This window comes from Microvirga makkahensis (genome assembly GCF_009830105.1).
In the GTDB taxonomy this organism is placed as follows: Bacteria; Pseudomonadota; Alphaproteobacteria; order Rhizobiales; family Beijerinckiaceae; genus Microvirga; species Microvirga makkahensis.
Window position 1 is genome coordinate 1 of record NZ_WURB01000024.1, and the last position, 13,314, is coordinate 13,314.

General features: G+C 65.3%; 9 protein-coding genes. 6 read left to right on the plus strand and 3 right to left on the minus strand.

The genetic code is table 11. The features are described from left to right. Positions 1–358 precede the first annotated feature (358 nt). Both glmM and GR328_RS21315 read left to right on the plus strand, forming a co-directional pair. Positions 359–1,714: a phosphoglucosamine mutase gene (glmM, locus tag GR328_RS21310; protein ID WP_160887436.1), complete on the plus strand. Its 1,356-nt coding sequence runs from the start codon at positions 359–361 to the stop codon at positions 1,712–1,714. Positions 1,715–2,003: 289 nt separating this feature from the next. Continuing rightward, positions 2,004–2,741 (plus strand): outer membrane protein, encoded by a 738-nt coding sequence (locus GR328_RS21315; protein WP_160887438.1) that lies wholly within the window; start codon positions 2,004–2,006, stop codon positions 2,739–2,741. Between the two features lie 11 nt (positions 2,742–2,752). Here GR328_RS21315 and GR328_RS21320 read toward each other — a convergent pair whose 3' ends face one another. Both GR328_RS21320 and GR328_RS21325 read right to left on the minus strand, forming a co-directional pair. After that, positions 2,753–5,902, minus strand: coding sequence for an efflux RND transporter permease subunit (locus GR328_RS21320; RefSeq protein ID WP_160887440.1), 3,150 nt, complete (start codon positions 5,900–5,902; stop codon positions 2,753–2,755). Between the two features lie 93 nt (positions 5,903–5,995). Further along, positions 5,996–7,240, minus strand: coding sequence for an efflux RND transporter periplasmic adaptor subunit (locus tag GR328_RS21325; RefSeq protein WP_160887442.1), 1,245 nt, complete (start codon positions 7,238–7,240; stop codon positions 5,996–5,998). A gap of 251 nt (positions 7,241–7,491) precedes the next feature. Here GR328_RS21325 and GR328_RS21330 point away from each other — a divergent pair, with 251 nt between their 5' ends. The 3 genes from GR328_RS21330 to purU all read left to right on the plus strand — a co-directional run bounded on the left by GR328_RS21330 (position 7,492) and on the right by purU (position 11,331). Next, positions 7,492–8,664: a phosphoserine transaminase gene (locus GR328_RS21330; protein WP_160887444.1), complete on the plus strand. Its 1,173-nt coding sequence runs from the start codon at positions 7,492–7,494 to the stop codon at positions 8,662–8,664. 133 nt (positions 8,665–8,797) lie between these two features. Beyond that, the gene (gene serA, locus GR328_RS21335) at positions 8,798–10,390 is read left to right on the plus strand and encodes a phosphoglycerate dehydrogenase (RefSeq protein WP_160887446.1); all 1,593 of its coding nucleotides are present in this window, start codon (positions 8,798–8,800) and stop codon (positions 10,388–10,390) included. A 68-nt stretch (positions 10,391–10,458) separates the two neighbouring features. Then, positions 10,459–11,331, plus strand: coding sequence for a formyltetrahydrofolate deformylase (gene purU / locus GR328_RS21340; protein ID WP_160887448.1), 873 nt, complete (start codon positions 10,459–10,461; stop codon positions 11,329–11,331). Positions 11,332–11,452: 121 nt separating this feature from the next. Here the strand turns inward: purU and GR328_RS21345 are convergent, their stop codons facing one another. Beyond that, the gene (locus GR328_RS21345; RefSeq protein ID WP_160887450.1) at positions 11,453–12,355 is read right to left on the minus strand and encodes a DMT family transporter; all 903 of its coding nucleotides are present in this window, start codon (positions 12,353–12,355) and stop codon (positions 11,453–11,455) included. A gap of 75 nt (positions 12,356–12,430) precedes the next feature. Here GR328_RS21345 and GR328_RS21350 point away from each other — a divergent pair, with 75 nt between their 5' ends. Further along, positions 12,431–13,294, plus strand: a complete 864-nt coding sequence (locus GR328_RS21350) for a type 1 glutamine amidotransferase (RefSeq protein ID WP_160887452.1) — start codon at positions 12,431–12,433, stop codon at positions 13,292–13,294. Positions 13,295–13,314 lie beyond the last annotated feature (20 nt).

The window sequence follows — 13,314 nt, forward strand, 5'->3', positions numbered from 1 at the left end:
CAGCCGCCGGTGCGCGATGCGGGCGGAGATCCGGTGACCCCGGCGCGCGGCTCGGCGGTGCCCACCACCCGTCCCGGCCGCCCCCGCGAAAACGACGGCGGCATGGAGCCCCAGCCCCAGGCGTAACAGGGGGTAGGCACCCGCGTATTACCCGGGACGCTCGCCGAAAGGCGAGCGTTCTTTTTTGTTTACCCGAACCCTCTACTTTCAATGGGGCAAGAGGATTCTCGCAGCCTGTAATAATTGCTCATCACATGTGATGAGACTTGGCAGGGCGAAGTCTTGACCCGGATCGGAGGGAGATGCTTTGAGGAAAGCAAAGCGCGGGATTGTGCAAAGAAAAGGGGAGACCAAGCCCATGCGGAAATACTTTGGGACCGATGGGATCCGGGGGCGGGCCAACGGGATCATCACGCCCGATCTGGCCCTTCGGGTCGGCCAGGCGGCCGGAATCATGTTCAGCCAGTGCGGCGATTACCGCCACCGGGTCGTCATCGGCAAGGATACGCGCCTGTCCGGCTACATGATCGAGAACGCGCTCGTCGCGGGCTTTACGTCAGTGGGCATGGACGTGCTCGTCCTCGGCCCCATGCCGACCCCTGCCGTGGCCATGCTCACGCGCTCCATGCGCTGCGATCTCGGCGTCATGATCTCCGCCTCGCACAATCCGTACGAGGACAACGGGATCAAGCTCTTTGGCCCGGACGGCTTCAAGCTCAACGACGAGGTCGAAAAGCAGATCGAGGCCCTCATCGACTCGGACCTGACGGCGCGGCTCGCGGGTCCCGCCGCCCTCGGGCGGGCCAAACGCCCCGAGAGCATCCACGCCCGCTACATCGAATTCGCCAAGCGCACCCTGCCGCGCCAGATCGATCTGGAAGGCATGCGGGTTGTGGTCGATTGCGCCAACGGCGCCGCCTACAAGGTCGCGCCCGAGACCCTGTGGGAACTCGGGGCCGAGGTGGTGAGCATCGGCGTCGATCCCAACGGCTTCAACATCAACCACGAGGTCGGCTCCACCGCTCCCGAGGCCTTGGTCCACAAGGTGCGCGAGCTGCGCGCGGATGTGGGCATCGCCCTCGACGGCGATGCGGACCGCGTTCTGATCGTGGACGAGAAGGGCCAGAAGGTGGACGGCGACCAGCTCATGGCGGTGGTCGCCCGCTCCTGGAAAGAGGACGGACGCCTCGCTCAGCCGGGTATCGTCGCGACGATCATGTCCAACCTGGGCCTGGAGCGCTATCTGAACGGTCTCGGTCTCAACCTCGTGCGAACCGCCGTGGGGGACCGCTACGTGCTCGAGCACATGCGCGCGCATGGCTACAATCTCGGGGGCGAGCAGTCCGGCCACATCATCATGTCGGACTACACAACGACCGGCGACGGCCTCGTCGCTGCCCTTCAGCTGCTCGCCGTGGTCAAGAGCATGGGCAGGACCGTGTCCGAGGTCTGCCATTGCTTCGAGCCGCTGCCGCAGGTTCTGAAGAACGTACGCTACAAGGCAGGCAAGCCGCTCCAGGACGCCTCCGTGATCAAGGCCATCGAGGCGGGGCGCGAGCGCCTCGGAGCCTCCGGCCGCCTCGTCATCCGGCCCTCCGGCACGGAACCGGTGATCCGCGTGATGGGGGAGGGCGACAACGAGGCCCTCGTGACCCGCGTGGTCGACGATGTGGTGGATGCCGTCACCCAGGCGGCCTCGCAAGTCGCCGCTTAAAAGCCGCAGGCCACCCATCCGGAACAGCGGAAGGCATGGATGGACGCATCCATGCCTTTCTTACGTTCGGCATCGGCCTGCCCAGGCATGTCCCGGGAATCCGCGGCTTCCTTCGCTCGCCTCATTCGTTTTGCCTCGTCATCATCGGCCTTGAGCCGGTGATCCCGATGGAGAAAAGCGCAGCTCCCTGAGAATCAAGTTTAACGTTCTATTCAACATGTAACGTTATATACTTGAGGGTCCGCCGATAAATTCGCGGCACACGGTTCGTTGAATGAAGAAGAGTTCCATGAGTTTCATGAAGACTGCGTTCCTGGCGGGTCTCGCCGGCATGACCGCTCCGGCTGCGACGGCAGCCGATCTCCCGCGCCGCGTTCTCCTCCCGCGTGCGCCGGTCCTCGACACAACCGAAAGCTGGTATCTGCGCGGCGATGTCGGCTACACTCGTTACAAGCGCCCGGGAGCAGATTTTGCGCTCGGTCAGGTCGAGGGCGACATGGCCCGTGAAGGCTTCCGCGGCAATGGGGTTGCCGGCGTCGGCATCGGCTATCGCTTCGGCCCGCTGTTTCGGGCCGACCTGACCGTAGACCATCGGTTCGACACGCGCTTCAAGGGCCTTCCGTCCGATGCGGGCATCGTGGCCGGATCCGTCTCCGACAGGGGCCGCTTCCAATCCTCGAGCCTGATGCTCAATGCCTACGCGGATCTCGGCACTTACAAAGGCTTCACGCCGTACCTGGGCACGGGTATCGGCGTCGCGCACAACATCCTGAGTGACTACACGCGCACGGGCGCGGCCTTGGGGACGGTAGAGCGTCTAGCCGGTGAAGACGATTACGACCTTGCCTGGGCGCTCATGGCGGGCGTCGGCTACAAGCTCTCGAGCAGCTCCACCGTGGATCTCGGTTACCGCTATGTGAGCCTGGGAGACGTGAAGACCCGCGGCTACGAGAGCGGCGCAGGCGCCGACGTGGAATCCATCGGCTCGCACGAGGTGCGCCTGGGCGTGCGCTATGCCCTTCCATAGAGCATCGGCTCTTACTCCGCCGGATGGGCAGGCGGCTGCGACAAACGCGGCTCCTCCCCGTGGGGACGCTGACCGGTTTGCGCCCGCAAGCGGTCGAGCATGTCGCTCACATAGGTCGCGGGCTTGGTGTAGCCGCCGATGAGAAGATAGATCGCGGGCACCACGAGCACGGTCATCAGCGTCGACATGGTCACGCCGCCCACGATCACCGTGCCGATTGCGCTGCGGGCCTCCGCGCCCGCGCCCGTGGACCAGGCGAGCGGGATCGCGCCGCCGATCATGGCGATGGACGTCATGAGGATCGGGCGAAGGCGCAGCACCGAGGCCTCGATCACCGCATCCCATACCGACATGCCCCGTTCGCGCAGCTGATTGGCGAATTCCACGATGAGAATGCCGTTCTTCGTCATCAGGCCGATCAGGAGGATCATGCCGATCTGGCTATAGATGTTGAGGGACTGTCCGGTGATCACGAGCGCCGCCAGGCCGCCGGTGACGGCGAGCGGCACGGTGAGCATGATGATGAAGGGGTTGATCCAGCTCTCGAACTGCGCCGCCAGCACCAGGAAAACCACCAGCAGCGCCATGCCGAAGGTGACATAGATCGCGCTCGAGGATTCGAGGAATTCCTTCGATTGGCCGCTATAGCCGATGCGCGCGTCCGCCGGCAGGTTCTCGCGCACGATCTGCTCCAGAACCGCGAGGCCCTCGCCGATGGAGGCGTTGCCCTGGAGGCCGGCGTCGATGGTGATCGAGCGCATGCGGTCGAAGCGGTTGAGCGTCTGCGGGGCGGCGGCCTCGGTCAAGCTGACGAAGGAGGAGAGGGGGACGAGTTCGCCGTTCGTGGCGCGCACGAATGTATTGGCAAGATCGTTCGGGGTCGCGCGGTCCTCGGCGCGTCCGCGCATGATGACGGCATATTCCTCGCCGCGGTTGACGAAGGTGGAGACCTCCCGCTCGCCGAACATCAGCTCCAGCGTGCTGCCGATATCCTGCACCGACACGCCGAGGTCGGCGGCGCGCTGCCGGTCGATCTGCACGCGGATGTCCGGCTGGGATTCCCGGTAGTTGGAATCCATGTTCACGAACATGCCGGTTTCCTGCGCCTTCTCCATGACGATGTCGCGCCACTCGCGCAGGGTGTCGTAGTCCGGGCCGCCCAGCACGAACTGGATCGGCTTCGACGGTCCGCGCTGGCCGAGCGAGCCGGGGCTGATCGGGGCCACGCGCGCGCCGGGGAAGTTCGCGACCTTGCGGTTGATCTCCTGCACCAGCTCCTGCTGCGTCATGGTCCGCTGATCCCAGGGCACGAGGCGCACGATGATCATGCCGGAATTAACCGGCGAGGGACGCGCGAAGCCCGGCGCCACCTGGCTGGTGATGGAGGAAACGACGCCCTGCTCCCGATAGGGCAGAAGAATCTTCTCGACCTCCTTCACGCGCTCGCGGGTGTAGTCCAGGCTCGAGCCCTCGGGCGCTTCGATGCGCACGATGATCGCGCCGCGGTCTTCCGTCGGAGCGAAGGTTTTCGGCAGCATCTGGAACAGGCTATAGGCCGAGAGGCACACCATGAAACCGATGGCGAGAATGACCAGGGGAGCCTTGAGAACCCGGGTCAGGATCTTGCGGTAGACGTTGTTCATGCCCGTGAAGAAGGGCTCGGTCATCGTCTGAATGCGGCCATGAGCCGGCACCATCAGCTTGGAGCACATCATCGGGGTGAGGGTTCGCGCCACGACGCCGGAGAAGAAGATGGCGGCGGCCAGGGTGATGCCGAATTCCCGGAAGAGCTTGCCCGTGTTGCCGGTCATGAAGGCCAGCGGCACGAACACCGCCATCAGCGTGGCCGTGGTGGCGATCACCGCGAAGCCGATCTCGCGCGCACCGTCGAAGGAGGCGAGCAGCGGGGGCTGGCCTTCCTCGATGCGGCGGTGAACGTTTTCGATCTCCACGATGGCGTCGTCCACCACGATGCCGATGGCGAGCACCACGGCAAGCAGGGTCAGCACGTTGATGGAGGCATTGAAATAGGCCATCACCATGCAGGCCGCGATGATCGATACCGGGATCGCCACGATGGCGACGATGGTGGAGCGCCAGTCGCGCAGGAAGACCAGGATCACCAGCACGACGAGACCAACGCCTTCCAGCAGGGTCTGCAGCACGCCCTTGATGGAGGCGCTGATGAACTGGCTCTCGTCATAGGAGATCTGCGCCGAGGTACCCGGTGGAAGCGAGGACTTGAGGTTCTCCAGTTCCGCGCGCACGCCTTCCGCCACCGCAAGGGTGTTGGCTGTCGACTGACGCACGATGCCCAGGCCCATGGCGACCTTGCCGCCCTCATAGAACTCGAAGCGGTTGTCCTCCGGGCCGACCTCGACCTGGGCGACCTCGCCCAGGCGCACGAGATAGCCGTTCTTGTTCGAGACGATGAGCTGCTGGAAATCCTCCCGGCTGGAAAGGCGGGAATCCGTCTTCACGGTGAATTCGCGCTGCGAGGATTCGATGCGCCCGCCCGGAAGCTCCACGTTCTGCCGCTTGATGGCGCTTTCCAGGTCCTGCACGGTCAGGCCGCGGGCGGCAAGGGCGGCGCGGTCGACCCAGATGCGCATGGAATACCGGCGCTCGCCCGCGAGATAGACGTTGGCGACGCCGGGCACGGTCGAGAGACGATCGACATAGACGCGCTTCAGGAAATCGCTGAGTTCGAGCGCATCATAGGTGGAGGAGGTGACGCTGACCCACATGATGGCGGATGCATCGTCGTCGACCTTGCGGATGACGGGCTGATCGACGCCGTCCGGCAGGCGCCCGACCACGCGGAACACCGCGTCGCGCACGTCCGACGTCGCGCCCTCGGGATCGCGCGACACGTCGAACTCGATGGATACGGAGGAGCGCTCGTCCCGGCTCTGCGAACGGATCTGCTCGATGCCTTCGATGCCGGCGATCGCGCCTTCGATCACTTCCGTCACGCGGCTCTCGATGACCTCGTTCGAGGCGCCGCGATAAACGGTGGATATGGACACGACTGGACGGTCCACGCTCGGGTACTCGCGGATCGGCAGGTTCATGAGCGCGGACAGGCCGCCCACGATCAGCAGCAGGCTCACCACGACGGCGAAGACGGGACGGCGGATAAAGAGGTCGGAAACCTGCATGGCTCTGGTCGTTCCGGTAGGATCAGAATAACTCGACGGCATTCTCCTCCCCCACCGGGGGGAGGGGACAAGGGCGGGCCCTCAACACCGCAACTATCGGGCCTCCGCGGCCTGCGCCGTACCGATGGCGTGCGGCAGGTTCAGCGAGGAGCGCGAGGGCTGTTGGCGATTGGCGGCCGGGGTCCCCTGCGGCTCGCCGCTGGAGCCGAGCGGACGGGCGATCACCTCGGCTCCGGGGCGCACGCGCTGAACGCCCAGCACGACAATGGTTTCGCCCGCCTTCAGTCCTTCCACCACCTCGGCCTTGCCGCCCTGACGCTGGCCTAGAACGACGACGCGGCGCTCAACCCTGTTGTCTTTCACGGGATAGACCACGTGGCGCAGGCCCTCGCTGACGATCGCCTCCTCCGGCACCACGACGGCTTCATCGTTGGACGAAACCTCGAGCTTGACCGCCAGGAACATGCCGGGCTTCAGGGCCTCGTCGGGATTGTCGAACTCGGCAGTCAGGCGCGCGGTGCGGGTCGCCTGATCGATACGGGGGTCGATGGTGGACACCTTGCCGGTGAAGCTGCGGTTCTTGTAGGCCGCGGAGACGGCGGTCACGGGCTGGCCCGGCTCCAGGCGGCCGAGGAGGTTTTCGGGCACGGCGAAGTCGAGGCGCACCTTGGAGAGATCGTCGAGGGACGTGATCCGGGTGCCCGGCGCGACATAGGCACCGAGCGAGACGGAGCGCGTTCCGACGCGCCCCTCGAAAGGAGCGCGGATCGTCAGGTCCTCCAGCCGTGCCTCGGCGGCCTTGCGCTGCGCCTGTGCCGAGGCGATGGCACCCTCGAGCGATTTCATCTGCGCGGTCAGGTCCTCGACCTGGGCGCTGGTGCCGGCTCCGGTGCGGTTGAGGGCCTGGGCGCGCTCCAGCTTGATGGCGACCTCGTTGCGCTGGGCGACGGCCCGGTTCGCCTCGGCAATGGCCTGGTCGATGTCGGCCTGACGTTCGGCGGCATCGAGCTGGACCAGCACGTCGCCCGCCTTGACCTTCTGGCCCTCCTCGAATCCGATCTCGGAAATCACCCCCGCCACCTTGGCGGTCACGGTGATCGATTCGTAAGCGCGCACGGTTCCGATGGCCTCACGCGTCTCCACGATGCGCCCGGTCCTGACCATATCGACCTCCACCAGCGCCGGACCGGTCGCGCCACGGTTGCCGCGGCCCCCGGAGGAAGCGCCCTGCTGCTCGGCCGAGGGGGTTCCCAGGTATCCGCCCTGATACGCATACCACCCGCCAAACCCTGCTGCCCCCAGCAAGGCGATGACGGCGAGTTGACCGGACACACGCATGCTCGCTCCTTGAACTCTCGGAAGTCTTTTATCAGTCAAGAATGAATTTGATTGGCCTGACACATCTCGGGTCAGGCTTTACGACTATAACGCAGCAGGCCCGATGTTTTGTATTACGTTTTCGTAATCTGACGATTTTCCTGCTGTCTATCCTTTCAGCACCTGCCTTGACCGCGGGCATGGCTTCCGCCATACCGGTCGGCGGGACACCTCTCCCCACCGAGAGGCGCCCATCTGTAAGGATGGATCACATGACAGACCTGCCCAGCGCGCGTCCGCGCGCGCCTTTCTTTTCGTCCGGCCCCTGCGCCAAGCGCCCCGGATGGTCCCTGCAAAACCTGAAAACCGAATCCTTGGGCCGCTCGCACCGCGCCAAGCTCGGCAAGGCGCGCCTGAAGCTCGCCATCGACCTCACCCGCGAGGTGCTGGAAGTGCCGACCGATTACCGCATCGGGATCGTGCCCGCGTCCGATACCGGCGCGGTGGAAATGGTTCTCTGGTCGATGCTGGGCGCCCGCCCGGTCGACATGCTGGCCTGGGAGAGCTTCGGCGAGGGCTGGGTCACCGACGTGGTCAAGCAGCTCAGGCTTCCCGATGCCCGCGTGATCAGCGCCGCTTATGGCGAGCTTCCCGATCTCTCGCAGGTCGATACGAAAACCCGTGACGTGGTCTTCACCTGGAACGGCACGACCTCTGGCGTTCGCGTGCCGAACGCCGACTGGATCGCGGCGGACCGCGAGGGTCTCACCATCTGCGACGCAACCTCCGCGGCCTTCGCGCAGAAGCTCGATTTCGCCAAGCTCGATGTGGTCACCTTCTCCTGGCAGAAGGTGCTGGGCGGCGAAGCGGCTCACGGCATGCTCATCCTGTCCCCCCGCGCGGTCGAGCGGCTCGAGACCTACAAGCCCGCATGGCCGTTGCCGAAGATCTTCCGCATGACCAAGGGTGGCAAGCTCATCGAGGGCATCTTCCAGGGCGAGACCATCAACACCCCGTCCATGCTGGCCGTCGAGGATTACATCGACGCACTCGAATGGGCGAAATCCATAGGCGGCCTCGACGCGCTCGTCGCCAAGGCCGACGCCAACGCGAAGGTCGTTCACGATTGGGCCGCGAAGACTCCGTGGATTGCCAATCTCGCGAAGGACCCGGCGACCGCCTCCAACACCAGCGTGTGCCTCGTGGTCGCCGATCCGGACGTCGTCGCGAAGGGACCTGAGGCCGTGGCGCAGGTCGCCAAGGGCATCACGGCGGCGCTCGACAAGGAGGGCGTCGCCTTCGACATCGGCGCCTATCGCGATGCGCCTCCGGGCCTGCGCATCTGGTGCGGCGCGACGGTAGAGCAATCCGATCTGGAAGCCCTGACGCCCTGGCTCGACTGGGCCTTCGCGCAGGAAAAGGCGAAGCTCGCGAAAGCGGCCTGACGCTCGAATTCTACATGCACGTCATCCCCGGGCTCGTCCCGGGGACCCACGCCCTTTCTGGCACGTGAGCTTGTACCCCGGCAGACGTGAATGGCCGGGTCGAGCCCGGCCACGACGACATGAGGTTTTGCCCATGCCCGCTCCCCGCGTTCTGATTTCCGACGCTCTCTCCCCCGCCGCCGTGCAGATCTTCAGGGATCGCGGCATCGAGGTCGATTTCCAGCCCGATCTCGGCAAGGACAAGGAAAAACTCGCCGCCGTCATCGGCAACTATGACGGCCTCGCCATCCGCTCGGCCACGAAGGTGACGGCCAAGATCCTCGAGCAGGCGAAGAGCCTGAAGGTGATCGGCCGCGCCGGCATCGGCGTGGACAATGTCGAGATTCCCGCCGCCACGGCGAAGGGCATCATCGTCATGAACACGCCCTTCGGCAATTCCATCACCACTGCCGAGCATGCGATCGCAATGATGTTCGCGCTCGCGCGCCAGATTCCGCAGGCCGACGCCTCCACCCAGGCGGGCAAGTGGGAGAAGAACCGCTTCATGGGCGTCGAGCTGACGGCCAAGGTTCTCGGCGTCATCGGCTGCGGCAATATCGGCTCCATCGTCGCCGACCGCGGCATAGGCCTCCGCATGAAGGTGATCGCCTTCGATCCCTTCCTCTCGCCGGAGCGCGCCGTCGAGCTCGGCGTCGAGAAGGTGGAGCTCGACGACCTGCTCCGCCGCGCCGACATCATCACCCTGCACGTGCCGATGACCGAGAAGACGAAGAACATCCTCTCGGCCGAGAACATCGCCAAGACGAAGAAGGGCGTGCGCATCGTCAACTGCGCGCGGGGCGGCCTCGTCGACGAGGTGGCTCTGCGGGCGGCGCTCGATTCCGGCCATGTGGCGGGTGCGGCCTTCGATGTGTTCGTCGAGGAGCCCGCGCTCACAAACCCGCTCTTCGGCCATCCCAACGTGGTCTGCACGCCGCATCTGGGGGCTGCCACCACGGAAGCGCAGGAGAACGTGGCGCTCCAAGTGGCCGAGCAGATGTCCGATTACCTGCTCCAGGGCGCGATCCAGAACGCGGTGAACTTCCCTTCGATCACCGCCGAGGAGGCGCCGCGCCTCAAGCCCTTCGTGGCGCTTGCGGAGAAGCTCGGCTCCTTCCTCGGGCAGCTTACGGAAGCCTCCATCAAGGGCATCCGCATCGAGTACGAGGGCGCGGTCGCCGACATGAATACCCGCGCGCTGACATCGGCCGCCGTGACCGGCGTGCTGCGTCCCTTCCTGCAGGATGTCAACATGGTGTCGGCCCCCGTGATCGCGCGCGAGCGCGGCATCACCGTGGAAGAGGTCAAGCGTGAGAGCGCGGCGCGCGATTACGAGAGCTTCATCCGCATCGTCGTGGATGCCGAGGACATGCCGCGCCACGCTGGCGGAACCGTGTTCCAGGACGGCAAGCCGCGCGTCGTCGAGATCCGCGATATCGCGGTGGATGCCGAGTTCGCGCCGCACATGGTCTATGTGCGCAACGACGACAAGCCTGGCTTCATCGGCCGTTTCGGCACGCTGCTCGGTGAGGCGGGCGTGAACGTGGCGACCTTCGCCCTCGGCCGCGACAGGCCGGGCGGCGACGCGATCTGCTTCGTCTCGGTGGATCAGCCCGTGTCGGAAGAGCTTCTGCGCCGGATTGAGGAGATCCCGCAGGTCAAGCGCGCCCGCGCGGTTCACTTCTAACGGAGGCATCGTCCGGCGAAGCGGCCGCCCATTCGCCGGGAAGAGGATGCCGGAAGAAGGGTAAAGTCATGGCTCATGTCCCGTCGCAACGCTTCGTCCTCACGCTCGCCTGCGCGAACCGCCCCGGCATCGTCGCCGCAGTGGCGGGGCATCTGTCCGAGGCCGGCCTCAACATCCTTGACGCCCAGCAATACGACGACACGCAGACGGATCGCTTCTTCATGCGTGTCGTTTTCAATCCGGTGTCCGGACGGGGTGATATCGACGCCCTGAAGGACGGCTTCGTGCCCCTGGCCGATCGCTTTGGCATGACCTGGACCCTGCGCGACATCGGCGAGAAGCGCAAGGTCATGCTGCTCGTCTCGAAATTCGATCATTGTCTGGCTGACCTGCTCTATCGCTGGCGCATCGGTGAGCTGGACTTCGAACCCGTCGGTGTGATCGCCAATCATCCCGCCGAAACCTACGCCCATGTCGGGCTGGGCGATGTTCCGTTCCACTACCTTCCCGTCACGAGGGACACCAAGCTCGAGCAGGAGGCCAGGGTATGGGAGGTCATCCGCGACTCGCAGGCGGATCTCGTGGTGCTCGCCCGCTACATGCAGGTTCTGTCCGACGGGCTCGCTGCGAAGCTCGCGGGACGATGCATCAACATCCACCACTCGTTCCTTCCCAGCTTCAAGGGTGCCAGGCCCTATCATCAGGCCCATGCCCGGGGCGTGAAGCTGATCGGCGCCACCGCTCATTACGTGACCTCCGATCTCGACGAAGGCCCGATCATCGCGCAGGACGTGGAGTCGATCACTCACCGCGACAGTGCGGAGGATCTCGTGCGCAAGGGGCGCGACATCGAGAGACGCGTCCTCGCCCGCGCGGTGCGCTACCACCTGGAGGACCGCATCCTGCTCAACGGCCGCAAGACGGTGGTGTTCGCGGATTGAGTTCGGTCCTTCCTGTGTCATCCCCGGGTTTGCCCCGGGGATCCCGACGATCTGAAACGTCGCGCCTTTCCGACCGGGACGGCCGGGGCGAGCCCGGCCATGCGGAGGACCGGCGAGGGAGCTACTTCCGCTCTGCGAGCCAGATGCCGCCGAGCACCAGGAACAATCCGAGCGCGTGATAGAAAGCAAAGGGTTCGGCCAGGAGCAGCACGGCGAGAAGTGCGCCGAAGACCGGCACCAGGTTGACGAAAAGGCCCGCCCGCGCAGGGCCGATCAGCTCGACTCCGCGGATGAAGAAGAGTTGCGAGATCAGGGATGGGAACAGGCCGATATAGAGCAGGATCAGCCAGCCTCTCGGCGTTGGCCATTGCATGGCGCCTTGCACGATCTCTATCGCGAGGAGGGGAATGGAGGTGAGGAAAGCCACGCCTGCGAGGGCCGTGAAGAAGACGAGGCCGGACACCGGCGGACGGCGGCGCAGGCCCAGCGTGTAGCCCGCGTAGAACACGCAGGCGATGAGCATCCACACGTCGCCGATGTTGAGCGCTAGGGCCTTGAGAATCTCCCAATCCGCCTTCACCGACACCAGCACCACGCCGAGGATCGTCACGATCATCCCGAGGATCTGCAGCGGGATCACGCGGGCGCCGAAGAACAGGATGGTGCCGATCAGCACCAGGACCGGAATGGCGCCCTGGAAGATCGTGAGATTGACTGCGGTGGTGTGGTAGGCGGCCGCATAGAAGAGGGCGTTGAAGGCGGTGAATCCCGCGGAGCCCATGAGGATCGTATAGAACCAGCGTGAGCCGATCTTCGGCCATTCCGCGACGACCTGCTGCCCGACCAGGGGGCTGAGGATGAGGACGACGATGATCCAGCGGAGGCAGGTGAGCAGCATGGGCGAGACATGGCCGACGGCGAGGCGCCCGGCGATGGCGTTGCCGCCCCACATGAGGGTCGTCAGAATCAGAAGCAGATAGGCCTGTCCCCAAAGACCCTTCCAGAGTGATTGCAGGGTTTTCATGGAAAATGGGACCTCGTGCCTCTTGCCGCCCTGCGCCGTTTCGATAAACCAGCGCCCAAAGCAGGGGTGACGGTTATGGCCTTAAGGTTTCTGGTGGTCGAGGGCAATACGCGTGGCGCAAGGGAGGCCCACAGGGCAGCCTATGGGCAAATGCTGTCGGAGTCCTATGCTCATGTGATTCACGATATCGAACGGGACGCGGTGTGCGACATCGCCTTTCCGACGGACGAGGGCGCGAATCTGCCTGACCGGGCGGGGCTTGAATCCTATGACGGCATCGTGCTCACCGGCTCGCACTTGAACATCTACGACCGAACACCCGAGGTCCTCCGCCAGATCGACCTGATGCGGGCGGTCTATGCTTCGGGCACCCCGTCCTTCGGCTCCTGCTGGGGCCTGCAGGTGGCCGCCGTGGCGGCGGACGGGGACGTGCAGAAGAACCCGCTCGGCCGCGAAGTGGGCTTTGCCCGCCGTCTGAGGCGCACGGAGGAGGGACAGGGCCATCCCATGCTCGAGGGACGGCCGGAGGTCTATGATGCGCCCGCCATCCATCTCGACATGGTCACGGCGCTGCCCGAGGATGCCACGGTGGTCGCCACCAACCCGGTCTCGGCGGTCCAGGCGGCGGAGATCCGCCGCGACGGCGGCGTGTTCTGGGGCGTCCAGTACCATCCGGAATTCAGCCTTTCCGAACTGGCCGCGATCCTGCGCCAGCGGACGGAGCTGATGGTCCGCGAAGGCTTCTGCCGCACGCCCGAGGAGGTCATCGCCTATGCGGACGAGCTGACGGTTCTCGCAACCGATCCTACCCGCTTCGATTTGGCCTGGCGGCACGGGGTCGACGCCGAAGTGCTGGACTCCGCCCGCCGCACCCGCGAGATCCGCAACTTCATCGAGTATCGGGTGAAGACGGAGAAGAGCGGGCGGGGCCGGGCCTGAGCCCTTCGGGGCCGGCGGCC